23 protein-coding genes and 3 tRNA genes are annotated in these 26,550 nt (G+C 59.4%); 16 read left to right on the top strand and 10 right to left on the bottom strand.

Annotation, left to right across the window (positions count from 1 at the left end; translation table 11 throughout):
* Window positions 1-4: 4 nt before the first annotated feature.
* Window positions 5-1,315 carry a nicotinate phosphoribosyltransferase gene (locus tag IEU99_RS03495; RefSeq protein ID WP_268234355.1) on the bottom strand — a complete coding sequence of 437 codons (1,311 nt, stop codon included), beginning with the start codon at window positions 1,313-1,315 and terminating at the stop codon, window positions 5-7.
* Window positions 1,316-1,367: 52 nt separating this feature from the next.
* Between IEU99_RS03495 and clpS the strand changes: the two genes are divergently transcribed.
* The 8 genes from clpS to rdgB all read left to right on the top strand — a co-directional run bounded on the left by clpS (window position 1,368) and on the right by rdgB (window position 7,099).
* Window positions 1,368-1,721: an ATP-dependent Clp protease adapter ClpS gene (gene clpS, locus IEU99_RS03490; RefSeq protein WP_371869462.1), complete on the top strand. Its 354-nt coding sequence runs from the start codon at window positions 1,368-1,370 to the stop codon at window positions 1,719-1,721.
* A 3-nt stretch (window positions 1,722-1,724) separates the two neighbouring features.
* Window positions 1,725-2,270, top strand: a complete 546-nt coding sequence (locus tag IEU99_RS03485) for a DUF2017 domain-containing protein (RefSeq protein WP_128889316.1) — start codon at window positions 1,725-1,727, stop codon at window positions 2,268-2,270.
* Window positions 2,271-2,273: 3 nt separating this feature from the next.
* Window positions 2,274-3,326 (top strand): P1 family peptidase, encoded by a 1,053-nt coding sequence (locus IEU99_RS03480; RefSeq protein ID WP_206731212.1) that lies wholly within the window; start codon window positions 2,274-2,276, stop codon window positions 3,324-3,326.
* A complete protein-coding gene (locus IEU99_RS03475) occupies window positions 3,323-3,982 on the top strand; it encodes a rhomboid family intramembrane serine protease (RefSeq protein ID WP_128889317.1) in 660 nt (219 codons plus the stop codon). Before IEU99_RS03480 ends, IEU99_RS03475 begins: the two co-directional genes overlap by 4 nt.
* Before the next feature lie 69 nt (window positions 3,983-4,051).
* On the top strand, window positions 4,052-4,855 hold the full coding sequence (gene murI / locus IEU99_RS03470) for a glutamate racemase (RefSeq protein ID WP_128889318.1): 804 nt from the start codon (window positions 4,052-4,054) through the stop codon (window positions 4,853-4,855).
* A gap of 64 nt (window positions 4,856-4,919) precedes the next feature.
* Window positions 4,920-5,687 carry an MBL fold metallo-hydrolase gene (locus IEU99_RS03465; protein ID WP_128889319.1) on the top strand — a complete coding sequence of 256 codons (768 nt, stop codon included), beginning with the start codon at window positions 4,920-4,922 and terminating at the stop codon, window positions 5,685-5,687.
* Window positions 5,688-5,743: 56 nt separating this feature from the next.
* Entirely contained in the window at window positions 5,744-6,484 is a 741-nt protein-coding gene (gene rph / locus IEU99_RS03460) for a ribonuclease PH (RefSeq protein WP_128889320.1), read from the top strand.
* On the top strand, window positions 6,485-7,099 hold the full coding sequence (gene rdgB, locus IEU99_RS03455) for an RdgB/HAM1 family non-canonical purine NTP pyrophosphatase (protein ID WP_128889321.1): 615 nt from the start codon (window positions 6,485-6,487) through the stop codon (window positions 7,097-7,099). It begins immediately after the preceding gene.
* A 53-nt stretch (window positions 7,100-7,152) separates the two neighbouring features.
* Here rdgB and IEU99_RS03450 read toward each other — a convergent pair whose 3' ends face one another.
* Both IEU99_RS03450 and IEU99_RS03445 read right to left on the bottom strand, forming a co-directional pair.
* Window positions 7,153-7,506 carry a DUF3817 domain-containing protein gene (locus IEU99_RS03450; RefSeq protein WP_128889322.1) on the bottom strand — a complete coding sequence of 118 codons (354 nt, stop codon included), beginning with the start codon at window positions 7,504-7,506 and terminating at the stop codon, window positions 7,153-7,155.
* A 24-nt stretch (window positions 7,507-7,530) separates the two neighbouring features.
* The gene (locus IEU99_RS03445; RefSeq protein WP_128889323.1) at window positions 7,531-7,950 is read right to left on the bottom strand and encodes a hypothetical protein; all 420 of its coding nucleotides are present in this window, start codon (window positions 7,948-7,950) and stop codon (window positions 7,531-7,533) included.
* 120 nt (window positions 7,951-8,070) lie between these two features.
* Here IEU99_RS03445 and IEU99_RS03440 point away from each other — a divergent pair.
* The 6 genes from IEU99_RS03440 to acpS all read left to right on the top strand — a co-directional run bounded on the left by IEU99_RS03440 (window position 8,071) and on the right by acpS (window position 20,571).
* Window positions 8,071-8,155, top strand: a tRNA-Leu gene (locus IEU99_RS03440).
* Between the two features lie 75 nt (window positions 8,156-8,230).
* Window positions 8,231-9,118, top strand: coding sequence for a hypothetical protein (locus IEU99_RS03435; RefSeq protein ID WP_128889324.1), 888 nt, complete (start codon window positions 8,231-8,233; stop codon window positions 9,116-9,118).
* Window positions 9,119-9,312: 194 nt separating this feature from the next.
* Window positions 9,313-10,512 carry an aromatic amino acid transport family protein gene (locus IEU99_RS03430; protein ID WP_128889325.1) on the top strand — a complete coding sequence of 400 codons (1,200 nt, stop codon included), beginning with the start codon at window positions 9,313-9,315 and terminating at the stop codon, window positions 10,510-10,512.
* A gap of 145 nt (window positions 10,513-10,657) precedes the next feature.
* Window positions 10,658-10,927: a hypothetical protein gene (locus tag IEU99_RS03425; RefSeq protein WP_128889326.1), complete on the top strand. Its 270-nt coding sequence runs from the start codon at window positions 10,658-10,660 to the stop codon at window positions 10,925-10,927.
* A 134-nt stretch (window positions 10,928-11,061) separates the two neighbouring features.
* A complete protein-coding gene (locus tag IEU99_RS03420) occupies window positions 11,062-20,097 on the top strand; it encodes a type I polyketide synthase (protein ID WP_128889327.1) in 9,036 nt (3,011 codons plus the stop codon).
* 87 nt (window positions 20,098-20,184) lie between these two features.
* A complete protein-coding gene (acpS, locus tag IEU99_RS03415) occupies window positions 20,185-20,571 on the top strand; it encodes a holo-ACP synthase AcpS (RefSeq protein WP_128889328.1) in 387 nt (128 codons plus the stop codon).
* Here acpS and IEU99_RS03410 read toward each other — a convergent pair.
* A complete protein-coding gene (locus IEU99_RS03410; protein WP_128889329.1) occupies window positions 20,568-21,182 on the bottom strand; it encodes a TetR/AcrR family transcriptional regulator in 615 nt (204 codons plus the stop codon). The two genes, acpS and IEU99_RS03410, sit on opposite strands and share 4 nt — an antisense overlap.
* Window positions 21,183-21,205: 23 nt before the next feature.
* Entirely contained in the window at window positions 21,206-21,682 is a 477-nt protein-coding gene (bcp, locus tag IEU99_RS03405) for a thioredoxin-dependent thiol peroxidase (RefSeq protein WP_128889330.1), read from the bottom strand.
* Between the two features lie 94 nt (window positions 21,683-21,776).
* On the opposite strand from bcp, the gene IEU99_RS03400 reads away from it, so the two are divergent.
* The gene (locus IEU99_RS03400) at window positions 21,777-22,052 is read left to right on the top strand and encodes a DUF3618 domain-containing protein (protein WP_123959645.1); all 276 of its coding nucleotides are present in this window, start codon (window positions 21,777-21,779) and stop codon (window positions 22,050-22,052) included.
* A 69-nt stretch (window positions 22,053-22,121) separates the two neighbouring features.
* On the opposite strand, the gene IEU99_RS03395 is transcribed toward IEU99_RS03400, so the two are convergent.
* Together IEU99_RS03395 and IEU99_RS03390 are read right to left on the bottom strand one after the other, a co-directional pair.
* Entirely contained in the window at window positions 22,122-22,676 is a 555-nt protein-coding gene (locus tag IEU99_RS03395; RefSeq protein WP_128889331.1) for a nicotinamidase, read from the bottom strand.
* A 251-nt stretch (window positions 22,677-22,927) separates the two neighbouring features.
* A tRNA-Lys gene (locus tag IEU99_RS03390) sits at window positions 22,928-23,000 on the bottom strand.
* Between the two features lie 478 nt (window positions 23,001-23,478).
* On the opposite strand from IEU99_RS03390, the gene IEU99_RS03385 reads away from it, so the two are divergent.
* Complete coding sequence (locus IEU99_RS03385) at window positions 23,479-24,660, top strand: L,D-transpeptidase (RefSeq protein ID WP_188358277.1); 1,182 nt, start codon at window positions 23,479-23,481, stop codon at window positions 24,658-24,660.
* 274 nt (window positions 24,661-24,934) lie between these two features.
* Here the strand turns inward: IEU99_RS03385 and IEU99_RS03380 are convergent.
* From IEU99_RS03380 to cmrA, 3 genes are all read right to left on the bottom strand, one after another.
* Window positions 24,935-25,007 (bottom strand) — tRNA-His (locus tag IEU99_RS03380).
* Window positions 25,008-25,058: 51 nt separating this feature from the next.
* The gene (gene orn / locus IEU99_RS03375) at window positions 25,059-25,688 is read right to left on the bottom strand and encodes an oligoribonuclease (RefSeq protein ID WP_128889333.1); all 630 of its coding nucleotides are present in this window, start codon (window positions 25,686-25,688) and stop codon (window positions 25,059-25,061) included.
* Between the two features lie 27 nt (window positions 25,689-25,715).
* Window positions 25,716-26,516, bottom strand: coding sequence for a mycolate reductase (gene cmrA / locus IEU99_RS03370; RefSeq protein WP_128889334.1), 801 nt, complete (start codon window positions 26,514-26,516; stop codon window positions 25,716-25,718).
* Between the last annotated feature and the right edge of the window lie 34 nt (window positions 26,517-26,550).

The raw sequence follows: 26,550 nt of genomic DNA, 5'->3' as shown, positions 1-26,550 counted from the left end.
CCATCTACTCGAAGCCCATGAAGCGGGTAGAAAGTACCGGCTCATCCTTTGATAGTGCCAAGCCTTCCCACGGCAGCGTGACCAATTGCTTTGCCAGGTACTCGCGGGACTGCTCCAAGGTGGGAAGCCCTTCGACCACTTCGCCCGAGCGCATCAGCGGCACGGTGAGCTCATAGGAGGTGAGCTGGCCAATCTTCGGGGCTTCGTGCTCGTAGGGGAACACGATTTCTTCTACTGCGGTGCCGGTGGCGCGGTGGGTGCGCACGGCACGCTTGGTGCCGCCGGTCATGTTCTTGCCGCGTGAGCGTTTTGCCACGGGGTTGCCTTCGACCTCTACCAGCTTGTACACCATGCCGGCGGTAGGAGCGCCAGAGCCTGTTACAACCGAGGTGCCCACACCAAAGGCGTCGACTGGATTGCCGCGCAAACCGGCGATGGCGTATTCATCAAGATCGGAGCTGACCACAATGCGGGTGTTGTGGGCGCCGAGATCATCGAGTTCCTGGCGCACCTTGGACGTCATCACGCCGAGGTCGCCGGAATCAATGCGCACTGCACCAAGTTCGGGGCCTGCCACCTCAATGGCGTTGCGCACGCCTTGAGAGATGTCGTAGGTATCCACCAACAAGGTGGTGCCGATGCCGAGGGTGTCGATCTGGCTGGCAAAGGCGGCCTTCTCATTCGGGCTGCCATCGTCTTCTACGTGCAGCAGGGTCCAGGCGTGTGCGGCGGTGCCGGTGCCAGGAATGCCATAGCGATAGACCGCTTCGAGGTTGGAGGTGGAAACAAAGCCGGCCAGATAGGCCGCGCGGGCGGCGGTCACGGCGGCTTGTTCATTGGTGCGACGCGAACCCATCTCGAAGATCGGGCGGCCATCGGCGGCGGTGACCATGCGGGCTGCGGCCGAGGCAACCGCCGAGTCGGCGTTCATGATGGACAGGATGACCGTTTCTAAGATCACGCACTCTGCGAAGGTGCCGCGAACCGTCAGCAGGGGGGAGTGGGGGAAGTACAGCTCGCCTTCGCGGTAGCCGTCAATATCGCCCTTGAACTCATAATTGCGAAGGAAATCGAGCGTGCGCTCGTCAAGGAAGCTCAAGGATTCAAGCTGAGCTTCATGGAAGCGAAAGGCTTTGACCGCTTCTAAAACGCGCGCGGTACCTGCTACAACACCGTAGCGGCGCTCGTTTGGAAGTCGCCTGGAAAATACCTCGAAGGTGCACTGCTTGGACGCGGTGCCGTCGGCAAGCGCCGACTGCAGCATCGTCAGTTCGTACATATCGGTGAGCAGTGCAGTGGAGTCTAGAGAAGTCACGAGTTCCAAGTGTAGCCCCAAGCCCAGGGCCAAGGTGGGTAGGCTATTTGGCATGATGCTTGACCCTCACGTATCCGATGCCAGCGCGGCCTCGCCCGTGCGAGCGATGAGTTCGCCCATGGCCACCCCAGAACTGGATGAAGCACTCGCCGTCGATGTAGCAGCCAAGGAGAACCTGCCCTGGATGTGCATCGTCTGGGACGACCCGGTGAACCTGATGAGCTATGTGGTGTACGTCTTCCAAACCATCCTTGGTTTTTCCAAAAAGCGTGCCACCGAATTGATGCAGCAGGTGCATACCGAGGGCAAGGCCGTGGTGTCTTCCGGTGAGAAAGACAAGGTAGAAGCCGATGTGAAGAAGCTGCATACCGCGGGGCTGTGGGCCACGATGCAGCAAGGGGGTTAGAACGTGCAGCCGTGGAAGAAGAAAAAGGGCCTGCTTCGTGGTGCCAGGTATGAAACGGTGCTGGAGCCGCTTGAGCGCGAGGTGCTTGGCGATCTCGCCGCCAATATCAGCGAAGCACTGATTGCCAGGGCTCAGTCTGCCCCCAAGGATGAATTAGCCGAGCTCACCGGCATGGCCCAGGGGCACACTGAAGCCCCGGAGGATCCGTCTTTGGCTCGCCTGCTGCCGGATTTCGAACGTGCCGAGGATCAAGAATACGAAGGCGATAACTCTCTGCTTCGCTCCTTGCATGAACAAGACATCACCAAGGCGAAGTTGGAAAACCTCAGAGCAATCGGCGATGCGATCGGCCCCGATGGCTCGGTGATGGTGAGCATTACAGAAGAAGACGCCCACAAGTGGCTGGCAGCGCTCAATGATCTTCGCCTGTATCTTTTTGCCGCTGAATCGGAAAACCCCGATGCCGATCACGACCGCCTGAACCTGGTGGAGTGGCTTGCCTATAACCAAGAATCGCTGCTGACTGCGATGATGGGGCCGCTGGAGTAAGCAGTGGGAACCACACCACTTCCTGGGCTGTATCTTGGGCACGCCAGCTTGGAATCTTCCGGTTGCACGGTGATTGTGTGCCCCGAAGGTGCCATCGCAGCCGTGGATGTACGCGGGGGAGGCCCAGGTACTCGCGAAACTGACCTGCTTGAAGCCCACAACACCGTCGAGCGCGTCCATGCGATTGCCCTGTGTGGCGGTTCCGCTTTCGGTCTAGCAGCCGCCGGGGGAGTGATGAGGGAGCTTGAAGCAGCAGGCATCGGCTTTCCGGTGCTAGGGCCCGGCCGCCCAGGGCCACTGGTGCCGATTGTTCCCGCGGCGGTCATCTTCGATCTCTTGGTGGGCGATCCTGATTGCCGCCCAGGCGAAGACACAGGCGCTCGTGCTTGCCGTGAGGCTCTGGCACATTCGCTTGTCGACGCCCCCGCCAGCACCACCGACGTGGCCGAACATCATGCTGGCGCGGCCGATGATCCTGCCAACCCGCACACCACGGCGCAAGGCTCAAGCAATACCGGCAGCACTATCAGCAGCAATATCGGCGCCGGGGTAGGGGCAAGCGCCGGGAAGCTTCGCGGCGGCTTTGGCAGCGCCACTGTGCAGGCAGGCCAGTGGCAGGTCCAGGCCTTCGTGGTGGCCAACCCGGTAGGCCATGTGGTGGACCCTGCTAGCGGCAGGCTTTGGGGAGCACCGGAGATGGACCCGGTTGATCCGGTGGCCTACGGGCAACTCCAGGGGCTGGAATCCAAACTCAACACCACCATCGGTGTGGTGGCCACCGACGCGCCAGTGAGCAAGGCCCAGGCCAAACGCCTTGCGATGGTAGGCCACGATGGTTTGGCTCGGGCCATCCGCCCGGCGCACTCGCCGCTCGATGGCGATACGCTTTTCGCCCTTTCCACCGGCGATGGCTCAGGGGTCAGTACTCAAGCGTTGCTCACCCTTTCCATGGCAGCCGCCGATGCGGTGGAAGCAGCGATCGTGCAAGCGGTCGTGCATGCAGATCCCGGCTTTGGGCTTAGCAGCTATCGCTCGCTACGCTGCAAGACATCATGAACATGTATCAGGGATATACCCCGCAGCCAGTAGTGGTCCGTCGAGGTGGCTTCGGCACAGGTATCGGACTGGCAATTGGCTACCTCTTCACCATCTGGGCGGTGCACATCATCAACGTCCTCTTCTTTGGAGGCACCTTGGTGTATTTCGGCGTGCAGCCTTTGGACGTGTCCTCGCTATGGCACATCTTCACCTCCCCGCTGGTGCATGGTTCCCTTGCGCACCTGATAGCCAATTCGGTGCCCGGGGCTATCTTCTGCTTCCTGATCGGCTTCAGCGGTGCCAGGGCGTTTTGGGAAGTCACCGGCATTACCTGCATTGTGAGCGGCCTCGGTACGTGGTTTTTCGGTGGCATAGGCACCTCCCATATCGGCGCCTCGGGGCTGATTTATGGTTGGCTTGCGTATCTGGTGGTTCGGGGCATCTTTAATCGCAGCTTTGCGCAGGTCGCCCTCGGCGTGGCCTTGGCCTTCATTTATGGCGGCTTGATTTGGGGCGTGCTGCCAACTGATGCCGGTGTGTCCTGGCAGGCGCACCTATTTGGGGCCATCGGTGGCGTGATCGCCGGGGCCATTATCACCAGTGATGATCCACCCGCCTTACAGGCAAAGCGCGCCAGGGAAGAACAGCGCCGCCTCCAGGGCTGGCGCGGTTAGGCGCTGCGCCCAGCAAGGGCGGCGAAGGTGGGCATCTGCAACGCAGGTATCTTCGATACACTTCCTGGTATGCCAGACCCATCCTCACCCATCGGCATTTTTGATTCCGGCCTTGGCGGCCTCACGGTGGCACGCACCATCATGGAGCAGCTCCCACATGAATCAGTGCACTATATCGGCGATACTGCCTTTGCCCCTTATGGGCCAAAACCCATAGCCGAGGTGCGCCAACGTTCCATTGCCATTGGAGATGAGCTGATGGAACGCGGGGTGAAAATGATCGTGATCGCCTGCAACACCGCCACCTCTGCAGCGCTGCGAGATCTCCGCGAACGCTACGACGTGCCGGTGCTTGGAGTGATCCTGCCGGCGGTGCGCCGAGCGGTTGCCACCACCCGCAATGGCAAAGTGGGCGTAATCGGCACAGAAGGCACCATCAAATCGGGGGCGTACCAGGAACTCTTTGCCGCTAGCCCCTCGGTGGAAGTAACCGCTGCTGCGTGCCCGAGCTTTGTAAGCTTTGTAGAACGCGGCATTACCGCCGGCAGGCAGATTCTGGGTGTGGCACAGGGCTATTTGGAACCCCTGCAGGCCGCGGGGGTAGATACCCTCGTGCTTGGCTGCACCCACTACCCATTGCTTACCGGCGTGATCCAGTTGGCCATGGGCGATCACGTGACCTTGGTGTCTTCTGCCGAAGAGACTGCCAAAGATGTGCTCAGGGTGCTCAACGACGCCGATATGCTGGCCGCTGAGGATCACACACCCGCGCATTATTTCCATTCCACTGGCGATCCGGAAACCTTCGCCCAATTAGCTACGCGCTTTTTAGGGCCGCATGTGAGCAATGTAGAACGCATCGCCACAACGTGATTCCTTCAACTTCGCAGGCGTATTGGTTTTATATTTGCGTGCACCCCGTGGCAAAGTTGCCAGTATGAAGGTGATCGTTCTTGGTAGCTCGGGTAGCGTTGGCGCTCCCGACAATCCAGCCTCTGGCTACCTCATCCTTCCATCAACCGGCGCCGGTGTGCTGATGGATCTTGGCCCTGGGGTGCTTGGCCAACTCCAGCGCCATCATGACCCGAATGATGCCCACGTGGTGTTTTCTCATCTCCACGCCGATCACTGCCTGGATTTCCCCTCGCTCATGGTGTGGCGGCGCTACCACCCACAAGCCCCCGCGGCAGGGCGCAATCTGCTCTTCGGGCCTGAAGCAACCTTTGATCACCTCGGGCGCCTGAGCGCCGATGAGCCAGGCCAGATCGACGATATGTCCGATACGTTTGCCTTTAGTGCCTGGAAGGCGCATCAAACAGAGATCGTCGGCTCGGTCAATATCACCCCCTACCCAATGATTCACCCGGTAGAAACCTATGCCTTGCGCATTGAAGAACACCGCACCGGCACCGTGCTGGCCTACTCGGGCGATACCGCTTGGACGCCTGAGCTGATTGCATGCGCCCGCGGGGCCGATGTGCTCCTCTGCGAGGCTACTTGGGGTAAAAGCAGCGAGGGCAAAGCCCCCGATATGCACCTATCTGGTGCCGAGGCTGGTCGAGTGGCCCGCGAAGCAGGGGTGAAGCGCCTGGTGTTGGTTCATATTCCGCCGTGGGGTGAACCCGAGGCTGCCCTGGCCGCTGCGAAGCAGGAGTTTTCCGGTCCTGTAGAAGTCTCCTATTCCGGCATGGAGATCACCTGCTAAGCAGATCTACTGCCACCTTGGGGTGAGCGACTGCGCGCCGGGTACGCTTGGGAGTTATGACTGAAACCTTCTCTCGTGCCGATGGGCGTGCTGTTGATCAGATGCGCCCTGTCAAGATCACCCGTGGTTTTACCACCAACCCTGCAGGCAGCGTGCTCATCGAATACGGCAATACCCGCGTGATGTGTACCGCTAGCGTGGAGCTGGGCGTTCCGCGTTTTAAGAAGGATTCCGGCGAGGGATGGCTGACCGCCGAGTACTCCATGCTTCCTGCTGCAACCCATGACCGTATGCGTCGTGAGTCGATGGCCGGCAAGGTCAAGGGGCGTACTCACGAGATTTCTCGCCTGGTTGGTCGTTCTTTGAGGGCGGCTGTGGATCTGGGCCAGCTTGGTGAAAACACCATCAATATCGACTGCGATGTGCTTCAAGCCGATGGTGGTACGCGCACCGCCTCCATCACCGGCGCCTATGTGGCACTTGCCGACGCCATCGCGCACCTCAAAGCCGAAGGCGTTGTCCCGGGTGAGCCCTTGTTGCCCCCGGTTGCTGCGGTCTCCGTTGGGCTTATCGACGGCCACGTCTGCCTCGATCTGCCCTATGAGGAAGATTCGCGTGCCGATGTCGATATGAACGTGATTATGACCGAGGCCGGGAAATTCGTGGAAATCCAAGGCACCGGCGAGCACAACACCTTTGACCGCGAAGAGCTCAATGCCTTGCTGGACTATGCCGAGAAGGGCTGCCGCGAGCTCATCGCCGCCCAGAAGGCAGCCTTGGCGGGGGAGTTGCGCTAAATGCAGGTGCTGCTTGCCTCCAATAACGCCAAGAAACTCCGCGAGCTCCAAGCCATCGTGGATCACGCCGGTATTCAAGGCGTAGAGGTTCTAGCCTTAAGCGATGTGCCTGCCTATGAGGAGCCGGTAGAAGACGGACGCACCTTCAGTGATAACGCGCTGATTAAAGCGCGCGCCGGCGCCAAGCACACGGGGCTTGTCACGGTGGCCGACGATTCCGGTATTGCTGTTGAAGAACTCAATGGCATGCCCGGTGTGCTCTCGGCTCGGTGGAGCGGCAGCCACGGCAATGACCAGGCAAATAACGAGCTGCTGCTCGGCCAGATGGCCCATGTGCCAGCAATCCGCCGAGGAGCTGCCTTTATCTCTGTGTGCGCACTTGTCACCCCAGATGGCACAGAGCATGTGGTGGAAGGCCGTTGGCCGGGTCGTCTTTTAACTGCACCCCAGGGTGAGCACGGCTTTGGCTACGATCCGCTATTTGTTCCGGCAGAAGAAGACGCCGCCGGAACAAAGCGCAGCGCCGCAGAGCTCAGCCCCGAGGAGAAAAACGCGATCTCGCACCGTGGGCGTGCCTTGGCCCAGCTTGTGCCGATTATCCAGTCCTTGGTGTAAGTGAGAACCAGCACAAAGCCCGCCGATCAACGGCGGGCTTTGTGCTTGCTGGCTTAAGAAAGCTGGAATTGTGCTTTAACTTCTTGGCGGCGCCAGTGCTCGACGAAAAATGAGAGGAAGGGAATGGTGCCGGCCAGGGCTGTCACGAGCCACTTGGTGGGAGCCCAGCGCGCCTTGGTGCCCAGGTTCAAGGTGGCAACCAAGTAGGCCATGTAGAACAGGCCGTGGAGCTGGCCAATGAGGCGAGTCCAGCTCGGCATATCAATACCGACGAGGTACTCGAGCACCATGCGCCCGCAAAGGATGAGCAGCCACACACCCGTGACCCAGGCGGCGACGGAAAAGAGGTTCAGTGCCTTGCGCACGCGGGCTTGGCGTTGGGGATGGACTTGGGGAGTGTTCGTCATAAAGATGATTCCTCGGCAATGGGTTTAGCGATCCTCGCCGCGGCGGCGTCGCTGTGGTTGCTGGAGCTGATTGAATTCCTCCACGCTGAGTTGTTCACGCTGGGGGAGGAACGATGGATCGATCTCCGTGATCGTCTGTGCGGTGTCGCTGGACGTGGGCTGCGCGGTGGCGTCGAAAAGCTCCTCATCGGAGGCAAGTTTCTGGTTCTCGAACTCGACAAACTTGCGGTAGGCATAGACAAAAAAGGCACCGAAAAAAGGCCATTGCAGTGCATAACCAAGGTTTTGGAAGGTGCCGGAGCCCGATTGGAAGCGCGTCCACTGCCACCACGCCAGCGCGAGCGTGGCAATCACGGCGATGATGAGAAAAAGGATGTGCCACAGCCGCACGCGAAAACGACGCGGCTGCTCGGGGGCGGTATCGCTTAATTTCTCGGTGCTCACGGCTGCAAAGTCTACCCTTTGGGGGATCTTCGATGTGCAACAAAGGTTGGTGTGGGGTTTTGGTGCAAACCGGGTGCAAAGGTGTACCATGCCAACGAGCAACATCAATGCAGTTGCAATGCGCCCGTGGCGGAATTGGCAGACGCGCTGGATTTAGGTTCCAGTGTCTTAGGACGTGAGAGTTCAAGTCTCTCCGGGCGCACCATCTGGCACCGCCGTCAAACGCTTGAAAAGAAACAACAAGCTGAGACGGCGGTTTTTTCCATCTACACTGGTTGCTATGGCAAAAGTGCGCAACCCCTGGTCCGACCTCTTCCAGCTCGACGGCAAAAAAGACGCCGATTGGCACTCCCGTGAAGCATTCTTCACGCAGATGGATGCAGAGGCGCTTGATAGTTTCCACTCCGAGCTGCCCGAAGGCTCCACCGCCCGCGCAGATCTGAGTGTGCCGCCCGAACCTTTTGCCGGCAATATCTACTCAGCGAACGTGATCGTGCTGGCCTCGCACCCCACGGTGGTGGAAAACGCCGAGGCACTTGAGTGCGAAACTTGGAGGAAGGCCTACCGCAAGAACCTCAACACTGGTGGGCTCAAAGGCGGGTTCTACTACGCCAAGGGGCTTGACACGCTCGAGCTGCCGGGTGCACAACCGCTGCTAGGCGTGCGCCGAGTGGAAGGCGACCACACCGAATCCGGCAGGCCGCAGCGGGCACAGGGTGGGATGCTGACGCCACTGCTCAATGACCTCGCGCTTCGCATGGGCGAAGAGGGCTTTAATCACGCAAGCGACGAGGTGCGCGAGGAAATCGCCGCCAAGTTATACAAGAACTTCATGGTGATCAACCTCTTTCCTTATGCGGTGGATTACTCGCGAGAAGCCTTTGGCCACCAAGACGGCCAATGGTTGCCAAGCCAGCGCTATCAACAAGCCTTGGTCAAGCTCGCGCTCAAGCGGGCCAAGCAGGAAAAGCACCCACCCCTGGTGATTGTGAGCAGGCGCCAGCAGGAGTGGTACGACATGGTGCCGAAATTGCAGCACAAGTTTGGCAAGAAGCCGAAATCTCTTTCCCTCATGCAACACCCTGGTTCGGTCTTAAGCCAAAGTGCGTTGGATTCCGTCAATGGCAGGGGTGCCTATAAGCAAGTGCTCAAGCGCCTTCGCGCTTAAACGCAGGCGGTTCACCCGGGCAGGCAGCAGCTAATGCGCTGCGCTGCCCGGTGTTGCGAGCAGCCGCTTCCAGCGAGCGGGGGTAGCGGGTGTTATGTCTGGGTGCAAAGGCTTTCTTAAAGCGCCCGCTGTGCAGTAGTTTTCACCTTGGTTATTTGAATCACAACCTCGGATTGGAAGGGATACGCTGCACAATGACGGCAACCCAACAGCGCCAAACACCTGCTTTAACCATGGGGCAGGGCATTGCGCTTATCTTTGGCACCAATATCGGTGCAGGCATTCTCAGCCTCCCCTATGCAGCAAGAAACGGCGGTTTCCTGGCGCTTATCATCGCGCTACTGGTGGCTGGAACGCTCACCACCATCGCCATGCTGTATATCGCCGAGGTATCGCTGCGTACCTCCAAGCCCTTGCAATTGGCAGGTCTTGCAGAACGCTACCTCGGTGGCCTGGGTCGCTGGCTGGTATTCGCGGCGGTGATGATCAATGCGATCGGCGCGCTGACCGCGTATGCCTCGGGCTCGGGGCTGATCCTGCACAATCTCGCCGGGTTGCCGCCGCTGCTTGGATCGGTCATCTTCTTCGCCATCGGCTCCTTTGTCATGTTCAAAGGGCTCCACGCAACCGGCTGGGTAGAAGCGCTGATCACCGCCGGCATGGCCACGATCATCTTCGTGCTGTGTTTCTGGACCATCCTCGGGCCAGGCATCAACTTTGAAAACCTGCTGGTGCTCCACCCATTTTTCATCATCCCGATCGTGAACCTGGCCATCTTCACCTTCATGGCCCAGTACATCGTTCCCGAGCTTGCCCGCGGCCTCGACCACTCCAACCCGAAGGTGGTGCCAAGAACCATCGTCGCCGGCATGGGCGTGACCGGATTGGTGATCTCCCTTGTGCCCTTCGCGGCGCTGGGATTTTTAGGAAAGAACGTCTCCGAAGTGGTGACCGTTTCCTGGGGTGAAGCGCTCGGGCCTGTGGCCTACTACGCCGCGAATATCTTCGCGCTGCTAGCGATGTTCACCTCCTTTATTGCCATCGGCTACACCGCGATGCGCAACGTCATTGATATCGGACGCTTTGATGAGCACGGTCCGCTGCGTTGGCTCAGCCTTGCTGTGGTGGTCATTCCTCCATTCGTGATCGCCCTGTTCCAGCTCGGTGGTTTTGCCGATGCCCTGGGTTATGCCGGTGGTTTCGCCGGTGCAATCATGACCACGGTGCCGGTGCTGTTGCTGCGCAAAGCCCGTGCCCATGGCGATCAAGAACCGGTATGGAAAGTGACGTGGCAAGGCTCGCGGATAATCCAAGGCCTGCTGCTGTTCGAAGGCCTGATTGCCCTGTGCTACTCACTGGGTTCGTTGCTGCAATTGCTGCCCAAAGGTTGGTAAGAACTCTGCGGCGAGTCCACGCTGGGCGCATGCGCGTGGGCGTGAAGTACTTCTTTTAGGTCGATGATGAAAGGCGGGCTGGGTAGCAGCCCGCCTTTCGGCTGTTAAAACGGTGAATCGGGGGTGGGTCGCTAGAGTATGAGCCATGAGTATTTCTCGGGTATTCGACGCCTATGTGGCAACGCGTGACGTGCCGAATGTGGAAGCAACCTTTGGCGAGCTCGATTTTGTTTATGGCTGCGCCACGCAGGGGGTAGAGGATGAATCCGAGGCGATCCAGCGTGCTTCGGAATTGGTATTTGCCCAGCTTGTGCAGGATGCAAGCGATGAGGCAGCGCCGGAGCGGCAGGGAATTTCTGGGGAGGATCCGCGGTTGCTTCCGGTAGATACAGACCCGACCGGGGGCGAAATATGACAAAACCCTCACCTTTTATGGCATATTTGTATTCCTAAACAAACGTACCTCGGGTGCTTTGTCGAGCTTTGCCAAGCCCTAGCGCTGTGAAGTCCGAAGAAGTCCCCACCCCATCACTACAGGAGTATTTGCTGGTGAACGACCATAAACTCGCAGCCAACACCGCCCACGACGCCCCCCGTTTGGTCTCAACACTAAGCGATACCCCCTTCGCCCTCGTATTCGCAGGCCAGGGCGTGAACTGGTTGGAAACGCTGCGCGAGGCTTTGGCGCAAGGCGCAACGCGCACCATCGAACCCATCGTTTCAGCAGCAGCCGAAAAACTCACCACGGTTGCAGATCACATCATTGGCACACGCCCCTTCGGATTCGAACCCTTGCAGTGGGCAAAGGATGAAGATTCCGCACCCCAAGACCCCAATGTTGCGGCGCTGAGCGTGCCGGGCATCCTCGTTGCTCAGCTCGCCACCCTCGATGTGCTTGAACGCCAAGGACTCGACATCGATGCAGCCCAGGGCGTGATCGGCCACTCTCAAGGCGTGCTGGGCAAGCTCGCACTGAAAGATCTTGCCAACGCCGCTGAGGTGCTTGCCGTAGCCGAGCTCATCGGTGCAGCCATGAGCCGACGTGCCCACATTTGTGGTTTAAGCCGTGAAGGCGAGCTGTATCCGATGATCGCCCTCAATGGCATCACCGAAGAAGTACTCACCCAGGCCATCGAGGCATCATGCGAGCACGTCGAGCAGGAACTGCGCCCTGTCATTGGTTTACGCAATACCCGCGATGGTTATGTGCTGGTCGGCCGCCCACAGGATAACCAGCGAGTGGTGGAGTGGATCCAGGCCAAGGCCAAGCGCTCCCAAGCGGAGGTGGAACAAAAACTTCGCGGTGGCAGTGCCTTTTCCCCGAAGATTCAGCCACTGCCCATCGAGGTGGGATTCCATCACCCCCTCATGGCAGAAGGGGTAGAGCAAGTCGTTGCATGGGCCGAGCAAGCAGGCATCGATACCGACCTGGCGCGTGAGGGTGCGGAGGCCGTGATGCTCGATCCGGTTGATTGGCCCGCACAGGTCCACGCCGAGCTCGAACAAGGAGCGCACTGGTTCCTCGACGTCGGACCTGCCGAAGGCGTGAGTGCCTTAAACGCTCAGATTCTCAAAGGCAGCGGTGCCGCGACCTTGGCCATTGCTACTCAGGCAGGCCAAGCACAGCTTTTCGACGCCGGCCAAGCCCCCGAACTACCGGTGCCCTATAGCGCCTTCGCCCCGAAACTTCGCCGCGCCGTCGATGGCAGCGTTCGCATCGCCACAAAGTTCACCGACACCACCGGGCGTAGCCCGATCCTGCTCGCGGGCATGACACCGACCACCGTGGACCCCGGAATTGTGGCTGCCGCTGCCAACGCCGGGCACTGGGCTGAATTAGCCGGTGGTGGCCAAGTCACCCCAGAGATCCTCGAATCCAATATTGCCAAGCTCAGCTCCTTGCTCGAACCTGGCGTGAATGCCCAATTCAACTCGATGTTCTTAGACCCCTATCTGTGGAAGATGCAGATCGGTGGCAAGCGCCTCGTGCCCAAGGCCAGGAAAAACGGTGCGCCCATCGACGGCATCGTGATCACCGCAGGCCTGCCAGAACACGACGACGCGGTAGCGTTGGTGCGCGAATTGCGAGCCGAGGGCTTCCCCTGGATCGCCTTTAAACCAGGCGCGGTGAAGCATATTCAGAAGGTGCTGGCGATCGCCGCCGATGTGCCCGATGTACCGATCATCATGCACGTCGAAGGTGGTAAAGCAGGAGGCCACCACTCCTGGGAAGACCTCGATGAGCTGCTCATCGCCTCCTATGCCGATATCCGCGCACACGACAATGCCATCTTGTGCGTCGGTGGCGGCATCGGCACCCCAGAGCGCGCCGCCGATTACCTCACCGGTAGCTGGGCCAAGAGCTATGGCCTGCCAGACATGCCCGTCGACGGCATCCTCGTCGGCACCGCAGCCATGGCCACCAAGGAGGCAACCACCTCCGAAGCAGTGAAGCAATTGCTGGTAGAAACCCCTGGCTCTAGCCAATGGGTGCCAGCAGGTGGTGCTGCATCAGGCATGGCATCAGGACGTTCCCAGCTCGGCGCCGATATTCACGAGATTGATAATTCCTTCGCCCGCGCCGGGCGCCTGCTGGACCAAGTGGCCGGCGATGCCGAAGCCGTTGCACGACAACGCGAGGAGATCATTGAGGCCATTGCTAAGACCGCCAAGCCCTACTTCGGCGATGTCGATGCGATGACCTACCAGCAGTGGCTGGAGCGCTACCTTGAGCTTTCCGGTCCCTATCAGGGGCAGTGGACTGATCAGAGCTGGGCTGATCGCTTTGCCCGGATGATCGAGCGCGCCGAAGCACGCCTGAACGCCCAAGACCACGGGGAATTCGATGCTCAGATCAGCATCGACCAGGATGATCCGCACGCCAGCCTGCGCTCTTTGATCGAGCACTACCCGAGTGCAGCTTCGCAGGTACTCCACCCCGCAGACGTGGCCTGGTTTATGCAATTGGCGCGCACTCCCGGCAAGCCGGTGAACTTCGTGCCGGTGATTGATCAAGACGTTCGACGCTGGTGGCGCTCGGACTCGCTGTGGCAGTCCCACGATGAACGCTATAGCGCCGATCAGGTGGCGATCATTCCAGGTATCGAGGCCGTAGCAGGCATCGACCGAGCCAATGAGCCCGTAGCGGAACTCTTTGCACGCTTCGTTCAGGCCACCCAAGAAAGGCTCGAGGGACAACAAGCAGCCCAAGACTCAGTCTTGGAGGCTTTCATCCAAGCCCCAGATATTTCCTGGGCTGGTCGGATCAGCACCAATCCGGTGCAGCGCCTCGGTGCGGTTGAACAATGGCACCTTGACAAGGACGAAGCCACGCACGAGGCCAGCGGTGCGGTGCTGCGCATCACCGGATCGCAGCGAGCCGAACTGCAGGTGCCCCTGAATGCATCCGCATCACTGACCTTGCCGCTTAGGCTGAACCCCGTGCCTGGTGGCGCCCCGCTGCTCAGCCGCGAGGACGCCGAAGCCGCAATGGACGAGCTCTGCCGCATCGCCGCCGGTGGGCAGCTACCAAAGGTGCATGCAAAAGACGGCATCGTCACCACCAACTGGGAGGCAGTACTCAGCGAGGAAGACATCGCCGATTACCGCAACGTCACCGAGTCCCACCTTCCTCAGGGCATCACCGCATCCGGTGTTGCAGCCGATGTATTGGTGGGGAAGGCCTGGCCGGCAATCTTCGCTGCTGTAGCGGCAGCCCGTGTGCCCGGCCACGATGCCGCACGCGTTGTCGAAGGCATGCTCAACCTGGTGCACCTCGAGCACCACATCACCATGCTCGACCAGCGCATCGTGCGCGCAGGCACCCATATCGCCATTGAGGCACGCGCCGAAGAAGTCCACGACACCACCATTGGGCGCCTGGTACTGATCCGCGCCGAACTTCGCGTTGATGGCGAAGTATGCGCGAAGCTCTCCGAGCGCATGGCCATCCGCGGACGCCGCGGCTCCGATGTGGCCAGGACCAATACCTCGGCACTGCCAAGTGTTGCAGATGCACCACGCTCCTTCCGCGCCCAAGCCAGGCTCAAAGCACCGCAATCCATGCGCGCCTTTGCCGCTGTATCCGGTGATCACAACCCCATCCACACCTCAGATACCGCAGCCGCACTCGCCGGCCTGCCGGGTGTGATTGTGCATGGCATGTGGACTTCCGCCATGGCCGAATTGGTGGCTTCGAGTGCTTATGCGGATGAGACTGTGAGCACCCCTGCCGCCAAGATCAAGGAATTTACTGCCACGATGCTGGCCCCGGTACTGCCTGGGCAAGAAATTGAGTTCCTCGTAGAGCGCAGCGGCATTGATACCCGCCCAGGCTGCGGTGAAGTGCGCGAAGTTACCGCCACCGTCAACGGCACCGTCGTGCTTAGCGCAACTGCCGTGATGGCTCAAGCACGCACCTTCTATGCCTTCCCCGGACAGGGCATCCAACATCAGGGCATGGGCATGGAGGCGCGTTCTCGTAGCGCGGCGGCCCGTGAGGTTTGGGATCGCGCCGATGCGCATACCCGAAACCAATTGGGCTTCTCGGTGCTGCACATTGTGGAGCACAACCCCACCGAGGTGCGAGTCCAAGGCGAAACCTTCACCCACCCGAAGGGCGTGCTCTTCTTAACGCAATTTACCCAGGTGGCCATGGCTACCCTTGGCGTGGCACAAGTCGCTGAGATGCGTGAGGCTGGAGTGCTTCAAGAACGCGCATTCTTTGCAGGCCACTCGGTAGGCGAGTACAACGCGCTGGCCGCCTTTGCAGGCGTGCTGAGCCTGGAAAATGTGCTCGAAATTGTCTACCGCCGCGGGCTTACCATGCACCGCCTCGTGCAGCGCGATGAAGAAGGCAACTCCAACTATGGCCTTGCTGCCTTGCGTCCTCACAAGATGGGCTTAAGCGCGGCGGAAGTCTTTGAGTATGTGCAGCAGTGCAGTGCCGACTCGGGTGAATTCCTAGAGATTGTGAACTTCAACCTCGAGGGCAAACAATATGCGGTGGCCGGAACCGCCAAGGGGCTTCGTGCTTTGGCCGCCGATGCTGAAACTCGGGCTCCCGGTGCACGTGCCTTTATCCAGATCCCCGGTATCGATGTGCCATTCCACTCCACGCAATTGCTCGACGGTGTGGATGATTTCCGCGAGCACCTCGATCAGCTCATCCCCGAAGATGTCGACCTCGATGTCCTCGTTGGCCACTATGTGCCGAACTTGGTGGCGCGTCCCTTCGAGCTCAGCCGCGAGTTTGTCCAAGCCATGTGCGATGTGGTGGACGCGCCGGTGCTGCACGGCATCATTGAAGATTTCGATGCTTGGGCCGAAACCCCAGTCAAGCTGGCGCGCACGCTTCTGGTGGAACTGCTGGCCTGGCAATTCGCCTCACCGGTGCGCTGGATTGAAACCCAGGATCTCCTCCTTGATGCCGAAGAAGCCGGTGGCCTTGGCGTGGAGCGCTTTGTAGAAGTTGGTGTGGCGAATGCGCCTACCTTGTCTAATCTTTTGGCTCAAACCCAGGCGCTGCCAAAGCACCGCGATGCCAATGTTGAGATCCTCAATGCTGAGCGCGACCGTGCCATCGTCTTTGCCACCGATGAGCTCCAGCGCGTCGTTGCTGAGCCGGTCGAAGATGAGGCTCAAGCACCCGAAGCCGCACCGCAACCCGATGCCGCAGTACAGGCTGCGAACCAACAACCCACCGAGGTGTCCGCGGCAGCGCCGAGCGGGGGACCGCGCCCCGAGGATCTTCAATTTGGTCCGGCAGAAGCAACGGCGATGCTGATCGCTTTGTGGACGAAGGTGCGCCCCGATCAAATGGCGCCGAATGATTCCATCGAAGCACTGGTAGAAGGCGTTTCCTCCCGCCGTAACCAGTTGCTGTTGGACCTGGGCGTGGAGTTCGGGCTTGGCGCCATCGATGGTGCGGCCGATGCGGAATTGGCGGATCTGAAGGCCACGCTCAACCGCATGGCAAAGGGCTATAGCCCCTTTGGTCCCGTGCTCAGTGACGCTATTAGTGATGCGCTGCGTCGCATCACCGGCCCCACCGGCAAGCGTCCTGGTTATATCGGCGAGCGCGTGTCCCAGACCTGGGAACTTGGGCCCGGCTGGGTGCAGCACGTTACTTCCGCGGTGGTGCTTGGCGCCCGCGAAGGCGCATCGCTGCGCGGTGGCGATCTTGCCACCTTAAGCCAGGCAGCACCTTCCAATGCCTCCGAATTGGATTCGCTTATCGACGAAGCGGTCAAGACCGTGGCCGCTGCACATGGGGTCCAGGTGGCACTGCCAGGTGGTGGCGGCGCAGGTGGCGGCGTGGTCGATTCTGCTGCTTTGGGCGCATTTGCTGAGCAAGTCACCGGCGAGCAGGGCGTCTTGGCTGCCACTGCGCGCACCATCTTGGAAAACCTTGGCCTCAACGACGCATCGAGCCATGATTTCGCCCCGAGCGATAGTGATGCCGCGGTGGTGGAGCTGGTGAGCAGGGAGCTCGGCTCCGATTGGCTGCGCCAAGTTGCCCCGAGCTTTGATGCCAATAAAGCCACGCTCATCGACGATCGCTGGGCCAGTGCCCGCGAGGACCTCTCGCGTATTGCCGCTGGTGAGCAGCTCGATGTCTCCTTCCGCGGCGCCGGAGAAATTGTTGCAACCCAGGCCGAATACCTAGGCCTTGATTGGGCGGCACAGCAGGCACGCGATGCATCGAAGCTGGACTACGCCGATGATGTTGCCGTGGTCACCGGCGCATCACCTGGATCAATCGCTACCGCCGTGGTAGAACGCCTGCTGGGTGGCGGCGCAACGGTGGTGCTGACCACCTCCTCGCTCAACCACGATCGCCTGGAGTTTTATAAGCAGCTCTACCGTGGCGCAGCCCAAGGGCAGGCAGCCTTGTGGGTGGTGCCAGCAAACCTTTCCTCCTTCAGCGATCTCGACGCACTGGTGGAATGGATTGGTGCCGAGCAGGTCGTCACCGTCAATGGCGCATCCAAGGTGCTCAAGCCTGCACTGGTGCCCACCTTGCTCTTCCCATTTGCAGCACCACGAGTATCGGGTTCCTTGATGCAGGCAGGTGCGCAATCGGAGCTGCAGATGCGCCTACTGCTGTGGTCGGTAGAACGCCTGATTGCCGGTTTGAGCGGCATTGGCCATGGCACCCATGTGGGCGAGCGCCTGCATGTGGTGCTGCCCGGTTCGCCAAACCGTGGTCGTTTCGGCGGCGATGGTGCCTATGGCGAGTCCAAGGCTGCGCTCGATGCGCTGGTGAATCGCTGGCATGCAGAAAGCTCCTGGCAGCCCCACACCTCCTTGGTGCACATGCTCATTGGTTGGGTCCGGGGCACCGGACTCATGGGTGGCAACGACCCGCTGGTCGAGGCCGTTGAAGCCGCTGGCGTGCAGACCTACTCCACTCAGGAGATGGCTGCCAAACTGGTGCAACAGATCAGCCCTGAGGTGCGTGCCCAGGCAGCGAAGGCACCTGTAGAGGTCGATGCCACCGGCGGCCTTGGCCAATCAGATGTGAATTTGTCTGAGCTTGCCCAAAAGGTACGCGCGGAACAAGGCGCGCAGGAAGACGTCGAAAAGCAACAACGCACCCTCCAAGCACTGCCGAACCTTCCAGAGGTACTTGCTGGCAACGCCCCGGACTTCCAGGGGCAGGTCAGCCAATCCCTCGATGAGATGGTGGTGATTGTTGGTACAGGCGAGCTCGGGCCTTGGGGTTCGGCGCGCACGCGTTTCGAAGCCGAGCTGCAAGGTGATCTCTCTGCCGCCGGTGTGGCCGAATTGGCCTGGACCATGGGACTGATTCACTGGGATCAGGATCCAACACCCGGCTGGTATGACCAGGAAGATCAACCGGTTGAAGAAGCCGAAATCTACCAGCGCTTCCACGATGAGGTGCTCGCGCGCGTCGGTGTGCGCCGCTACCACGATGATTTCGGGATGGTGGATAACCTCGCCCCTGAGCTGACCAATGTCTACCTCGACCGCGACCTAAGCTTCAATGTCGCAGATGAGGCCACCGCCCGCAGCTTCGTGGAGTCGGAACCGGAAAGCACCACCGCGCTTTTCGACGAAACCACTGGCGAATGGGTAGTAACGCGCAAGGCAGGTTCTGCTGTTCGCGTGCCAAGGCGCATGACCATGAGCCGTTTCGTTGGCGGGCAAATCCCTGAGGGCTTCGATCCTTCCGTCTACGGTATTCCCGCCGATATGGTGGATAACCTCGACCGCGTGGCGCTGTGGAACATCGTGTGTACCGTCGATGCATTCCTCAGCGCAGGCTTTAGCCCCGCAGAGCTTTTGGCAGCCATGCACCCGGCACGTGTTTCCTCCACCCAAGGCACCGGACTTGGCGGCATGCAGTCGATGCGTTCGCTGTATATCGACGGCATGTTGGCAGAACCTCGCCAAAACGACATCCTCCAAGAGGCCCTGCCCAACGTGATGGCGGCGCACGTCATGCAGTCCTATGTGGGTGGTTATGGTCAGATGATCCACCCCGTGGCTGCTTGCGCCACCGCCGCTGTGTCGGTGGAAGAAGGCGTAGACAAGATCAAGCTCGGCAAGTCCGACTTTGTGGTTGCAGGCGGCTACGATGACCTCTCCATCGAGGGCATCACCGGCTTCGGCGATATGGCAGCCACGGCTGATTCCAATGAACTTGCAGCCAAGGGCATTGAAGATCGCTACTTCTCCCGCGCCAATGATCGCCGACGCGCAGGCTTCGTTGAATCCGCAGGTGGCGGCACCGTATTGCTTGCCCGTGGTTCCGTGGCCGCCGATCTGGGCTTGCCGGTGCTTGGCGTTGTTGGTTTCGCAGAATCCTTCGCCGATGGTGCGCACCAATCCATTCCGGCCCCAGGCCTTGGTGCATTGGGTGCTGCACGAGGTGGGCGCGATTCCCGCCTGGCCCGCGCACTCCAGCAAGTCGGTGTTGGCGCAGATGATGTGAAGATCGTGAGCAAGCACGATACGTCCACCAATGCCAATGACCCGAACGAGTCTGACCTGCATGAGCGCATCGCCCGCGCCATCGGACGAAGCGAAGGCAACCCGCTGTATGTGATCTCTCAAAAAACGCTCACCGGCCATGCCAAGGGTGGCGCAGCGGCATTCCAGCTCGTGGGGCTCACCCAGGTGTTGGCCACGGGTGTTGTTCCGGCCAATATGAGCCTGGACTGTGTGGATCCGGTGCTTGCAGAACATGAGCACCTGGTGTGGTTGCGTCGTCCCCTCGACCTTTCACGCCAAGCGCCCAAGGCAGGTTTTGTTACCTCACTTGGCTTTGGTCACGTCTCTGCCTTGATTGCCGTGGTGCACGCTGGTGCCTTCGAGGCCGCCTTGCTTGCCCAACGCGGCGAAGAAGCGCTGCAGCAATGGCGTTCACGTGCCCAGGCTCGTTTGCGCCAGGGTGCTCGACGAGTCCTCGAAGGCATGTATGGGGTGGCAACGCTGTATGAGCGCCCCAAAGATCGCAACCTTGGCAATGTCAGCGCCAAGCAGCAAAAGGAGCGCGAGGCAGCCATCCTGCTGGATGATCAAGCCCGCTTGATCGAGGGCGTGCTGAGAACTCACTAGGCCCTTGATGCTTTGGCCCCACCTTGAGGCAACCGCCGGGTGGGGCCTTTCCTTTTGGTGAAAAACTGACTGTGCCACACTACAGGCATGGTCATTGGCACAGATTTGGTGTACGTTCCTGAGTTCGCCCGCCAGCTCAGCATGCCCGGAAGCCGATTTGAGTCAGTATTTAGCGCACAAGAGCTTCGAGTGGCGGGGCAAAAGTCCGATAGGGCGCAGCACCTCGCGGGCCGCTGGGCAGCGAAAGAGGCATGCATCAAAGCCTGGGGGCAATCACGCTATGGCCAGCCGCCACTGCTTGAAGACGCACCATCGGTGTGGGCGGATATTGAAGTGGTGCCGGATGCCTTTGGGCGTGTGGCGTATCGCTTCCACGGCCACGTAGCCGAGCATCTTTCGCAGGCCAAGGTGGCCTTGAGCATTTCGCATGATGGTGATTATGCGATTGCACAGTGTTTGCTCGAGATGAGCTAATTCTGCGCTGCGTCGAAGAGGTAGGCGAGAATCATGCGCTTGATTTCGCGGACCGTTGTGTCAAAGCGAGCGTCATCGATGACCGCGAAATTCAACAGCGAGGTCATGGTGTGCACCAAGATGCGCGCAAGATCGCCGCGCTCGGCGTCGCTACGCTGCGGGGCAAGGGGGCGAATGACCTGGCCGAGCAGTTCTAACAGCGGGGCTTCGGTGGCAGCAGCCGTGGCGCGAGTGGCGGGGGTGGATTGCACCGCATGCCACACGGCCCTGCGCGAAGGGTCTGCGCGCCACATCAGCGCCAGGTGATCAATGAGCTCATCTAAGACCACGGGCCATTGCACGCCGGGGACTTGCTCAGCAAAGCGCTGCATCTCTGCGATGGCGCCGGCGGTGTCTTGGCGGTCGAGTTCGCAGATGAGAACGTATTTGTTGGCGAAGAAGCGATAAATGGTGCCGATGGGAACGCCCGCGCGTTTCGAAACCTCATCAAAGGTAAAAGACTCAAAGCCTTGCTCCACCAGCACCGCACGTGCCGCGGTGAGGATTCTTTCAAAAGACTCCCGGCTGCGCTGCTGGGCCGGGCGCCTCCGAGGCACCAAAATCTCGCTCATACTCAATGCACCTTGGCTAAAAGTTAGGAGGAGGGGAGATCCCGGATTAGGCGCGCAACGTGGCCAGTGGCTTTGACGTTGTACTGCGCAAGCGCAATGGTGCCGTCTTCTTGAATCAGGAAGGTCGAGCGGATTACGCCCTGGACGACCTTGCCGTAATTCTTCTTCTCGCCAAAAGCGCCATAGGCCTTCATCACGTCCTTGTCTTCGTCGGAAAGCAAGGGGAAGGTCAGCTCGTGGTCTTCGCGGAACTTGGCGAGTTTTTCAACCTTGTCGGGCGAGATTCCCACGACGGCAATGTCTTGGTCGTTGAGTTGAGTCAGCGAGTCGCGGAAGTCGCACGCCTCTTTTGTGCAACCTGGGGTATTAGCGCGAGGGTAGAAGTAGACGATGACTTTTTGGCCACGGAAATCTTCCAGGCTGGTGGTTTCGCCCTGGTCGTTGGGCAATGAGAAGGCAGGTGCGGGGTCGCCGACTTGGAGGCGAATCTGTTCAGTCATGGCTTTAAATGTACCGGCTTCGTGGAATTTGCTCTTGAAGTACTAAGGTATAAGGAGATCTCAAACAACGAACTTTTGCTAGGGAGTCCCTCAAGTGGCACGCAACATTGATGATATTCAGCGCGACATCGAGCGCACCCGCCGTCAGCTCGCCAGCACCCTGGACGAGATTGCAGACCGTTCCAAGCCATCGAACCTTGTCGATGACGCCAAGAACCAGGCAAGCGCCAAGCTGAAGGATCCGCAGGTGCAAAAGACCCTCCTGGGTATTGGCGCAGCCGTGGCCGGCTTGGTCATCCTCGGTGTTGTGCGCGGCCGCAAGAAGAACAAGGACCTCAAGGAGCTTCAGCGCCTGCTCGCTGAGCGCTAAACAAGGCCTTTTACAGCACGGAGATCGCTAGATGCCTCCGTGCTGTTTTTTGCTGCCCATTGTCAGGTATTAGGCAAGCTGCGCGCCGGTGCCAACCATCTCCTGGAAGGCCTGCTCGGCGGCTTCCTCACTCACCGGCGAACAGAGCTCTGTGAGCACTCGGACCTCAAAGCCTTCTTCAAGGGCATCGAGCACGGTCGCTTTGACGCAGTGGTCGGTGGCGATGCCGACGACGTCGATGATGTCGATGTCATGCTCACGCAACCAGCTTGCTAGATTGCTGCCATTGTCAGCCGCGCCCTCGAAGCCCGAATAGGCCGCGGTGTACTGGCCCTTATAGAAAATCTCTTGGATATGCTCAGCATCCAGGTTGGGGTGGAAGGCTGCACCCTCAGTCTCTGCCTTGCAGTGCACCGGCCATGAATCCTTGAAATCCGGCGAGTCGGAAAAGTGATCACCCGGATCAATGTGCCAATCCTTCGTCGCAACAATCGCGCTATAGCGATCTGCATGCTCGAGGATGTGGTCATTGATGGCTGCTGCTACCTCAGCGCCGCGCTCGGTGGCGAGGGAGCCTCCGGGGCAGAAATCATTTTGGACATCGACTACGACTAGGGCGCGCATCGCCCCTCCTAACTTTCTTCACAACTTTGGAAGTTTTAAGCCTACGTGGCATTGCGTGCTCTGTGGCCGTAGAGGAGCGGTTTTCTTGAGGTGTTTGCCGGAAAGCATCGGTGCTTTCTCGTCTTCGGTGCCCCAGCTTGGGTAGGGGAGCATGCAAAGCTCTTGAGAAATAACAGATGGGTTTCAGATGGCTCGGGATAAAAAAGAACCCGGCCACCGCGTGTTAAAACGCTGTGACCGGGTGTTTTCTGTGCGCCATCAGGGACTCGAACCCCGAACCCACTGATTAAGAGTCAGTTGCTCTACCAATTGAGCTAATGGCGCATCTTGTACAGTTCGGCGTGTTGGCCGCGCTGTGCAACGAAGAAGAATATAACAACGCCGCGAGCTATTTGTAAAATCGCCAGGTGAGAGCGTCAATTTGGCTTAAAAGTTTCTGCTCGGAATTTCTCCTAACTTGCTGCTGTTGATGTATCTACAAGCACCGCGCTAAAACTCGCTCATGTGTTCGACTCCTTGGGTCGGGCGCTAGGGGGTGTGGTGCCAAGATGAAGCTATGGAACCTGAGAAAGCATTGAGCAAAAGCGGGTGTGTCAGCGCATCTATAGCCTGCGAGAAGGCTGAAATGATATCGCTTTTCTGCAGCTCAAGGCATTTTCGGTGAAATGCTTCGAGAAAATAACAATGTGCTAACGCTTCGCGTTGTAAGTGCGTTGTTTTCGGTACTCCGGTTTACGATAGGAAACGCTGCGGTCGATACCGCGCGAAGTGACAGCGAATAGTGAAGGCTTGTGTGGAAGTTGTGAAATTGCCAAATGCACGTGGAGGGCGAACCGCATTTTTGAAGGTGGTAGGTGCAGTTGGAGCTGCTCTACTGCTCGCATCGTGCACCATCGGTACCAACGATGAGGCCCAAGACCAACAGCAGGAGGTAGAAAAGCAACATCCTCCTGTGGTGAGTGTGAAAGACGACGCTGAAGACATCAGCCCCATCAAGCCCGTTGAGGTGAAATCGGAGGGTGATGGCCTGGAAAAGGTCACCATGACCAACGAAGAGGGCAAGAAGGTCAAAGGCAAGATGTCCGGTGATGACCGAAGCTGGAGCACCGACGAGGTTCTTGGCTACGGGCGCACCTACACCGTTGAGGCAAAGGACAAAAACGGCGAGACCACCAAGTCCTCATTTACGACCCTCGCACCGGCATACACCGCCTATGGCGCCCTTTCTCCCATCGAGGGCTCCGAAGTAGGCGTAGGACAAACCATCGCTGTGCGTTTCCCCTACGCCATTGAAGACCGCAAGGCGGCCCAAGACGCCGTCGAGGTCACGACCGAACCGGCTGTGGAGGGTGCCTGGTACTGGCTGAGCCCCTATGAGATGCGCTGGCGCCCGGAGGACTACTGGGAGCCTGGCACCAAGGTCAAGGTAGACGCCAAACTCTACGGCAAGAACTTAGGTGGCGGAGTCTACGGCGAAGCCGACAATTCCACCGAGTTCACCATCGGCGACCGCGTGGAAGCCGTCGCGGATGACAACACCAAGACGATGAACGTCTACAACAATGGCGACCTGGTGAAGTCCATCCCGATTTCGATGGGCTCCGATCAGTGGCCTACTCCGAATGGCGTGTACATCATTGGTGATAAGAATCCGACCATGATTATGGACTCTGAAACCTATGGCCTTGCCCATTCCAATGGTGGCTATCGCCTCACGGTGAATTACGCAACGCAGATGTCATATTCGGGCATCTATGTGCACGCAGCCCCGTGGTCTGTGTGGGCCCAGGGTAGCCAAAACACCTCCCACGGCTGCATCAACGTCACCACCGAGTACGCGAAGTGGTTCCAGGATTACGTCAAGCGTGGCGATATCGTCACCGTGAAAAACACCATCGGCGGTGTGCTCAACGGTGCTGACGGTCTTGGCGACTGGAACATCGACTGGGACACCTGGAAGAAGGGCAACGCCGACCAAGGCTAAGCACCAAGACCTAAGTAAACAAGGCCTAAGTCTCAGCGCCCAACACCAGAGCGCACCTGCACTCGGCAAGAAGCCAACACTGCATCAGGGGTGGAACCAATTTTTAAGGTTCCACCCCTTCGTGCTTTTGCCAAACAGCACCTCTAAGAGGCACGCACCATGAATCGGGGGGTGCAGGGACTGGCTGCGACTGGCAACGCCAACAAACAGCCGCCCCCCCCCAGAGAGCAGAAAAGAAGGGCTGAAAGTTAAACTTTCAGCCCTTCATCTTAGGGGTGGCTGACGGGACTCGAACCCGCGACACCCAGGATCACAACCTGGTGCTCTACCAGCTGAACTACAGCCACCATTGCTGCTGTAAAAAGCAGCGATAGCAATACTAACCCATCGCCTGAACTTTACAAAAACTGCTGGTAAGAGGCGGTACTGTCCTCGGCTGCCTGCGCTGCTTCCTCGCTTGTGGCATCAAGACGAAACAGGCTGCGACGGTAATAATCTAACTCGCGCACAGACTCCACAATGTCGGCCAACGCGCGGTGTGCCATGCCCTTTTCCGGCTGGCGGTGATACACCCTGGGCGCCCATCGCTTTGCCAGTTCCTTAATCGAAGAAACATCCACCATGCGATAGTGCAGGGCGGCATCAAGGCGAGGCATGTGCTCGCGGATAAAGGAACGATCCGTCGCAATGGAATTACCGGCAAGGGGAGCGGGTTGATCCTCGGGGCAGTACTCGGCGATGAGCTTTAGTACTGCGTCTTCTGCTTCGGAGATGCTGATCGACGATGCTTTGATTTCCTCGGTGAGCCCGGAATCGTTATGCATGCGGGTAACAAAGTCATCCATCTGCGCGAGTTCTTCCTCGCTTGCATGCACCACCAGATCCACACCCGGCCCAAGAATATTCAGATCCGCATCGGTGACGAGAGCCGCCACCTCCACGATGACGTGGCGCTGAGGATCAAGGCCGGTCATCTCCAGGTCGATCCACACCAGGCGGTTATCTTTGGGCGAAAGCGTTTCAGACATACTCCCCATCCTAACTTTCCACCAAAGTTAGGAGAGGTTGGAGTAGAACTTGCCCATCACCGGAGCAAGCACCGCCGTCGGCGCCACCAGGGAAATGGCATTCATCGCCTTCGACAGCGGCCCTGGCACGACGCGTCGTTTGTTCTTGGCGATGGCTTCGAGCGTTTCGCGCGAGCAGGATTCGTAGGTGGTCCAGAGGAAGTCTGGCACGACTTTGTCTACTACTGATTGTTCTGCTTCGGGGATTTCCGCTTCGCGCACAGGCCCTGGGGCGAGCAGGGTGCAGTGCACGCCGGTGCCTTTGAGTTCGTAGTGCAGCGCCTCGGTAAAGGCATTGACTCCTGCTTTGGTAAAGACGTAGGTGGCGTTGTTGGGGATGGGCACGTTGCCGGCGGCTGAGCCGACGTTGCAGATGGCGCCTTCTTTCCGCTTGAGCATCTGCGGCAGCACCGCGTGGGTGAGTTCGAAGACGGCGGTGGCGTTGAGTTCAAACTGGGTGGTTTCGTAGTCCCAGTCTTGATCCTTGAAGGGGCCGAAGCTTGCGATGCCTGCTGAATTGATCAGGATATTGACTTCGGTGTTTTCTAGCTTTTCGACGAGCCCCTGGCGCGCCTCGGGATCCGCCAAGTCGCAGGGGTAGGCGATCGCATCGACGCCGTGGGCGGCGTGAAGCTCTTGAGCGAAGGCCTCGAGCACTGCTTTTCTGCGGGCAACGAGCATGACGTTGTAGCCCATGCGCGCAAGATCTTTTGCCATGGCATAACCGATGCCTTGGCTGGCGCCGGTGATGACGGCGTAGGCGTTGATGCTTGGTTTGGGCAATGCCATGAAAGCTCCTTGATCAGCGGTTGTGACAGTGCCC

It is taken from the genome of Corynebacterium pelargi (genome assembly GCF_014635485.1).
Lineage (GTDB): Bacteria > Actinomycetota > Actinomycetes > Mycobacteriales > Mycobacteriaceae > Corynebacterium > Corynebacterium pelargi.
The sequence above is the reverse complement of the archived record's forward strand: the minus strand, read 5'-3'. Positions and strand labels throughout refer to the sequence as shown.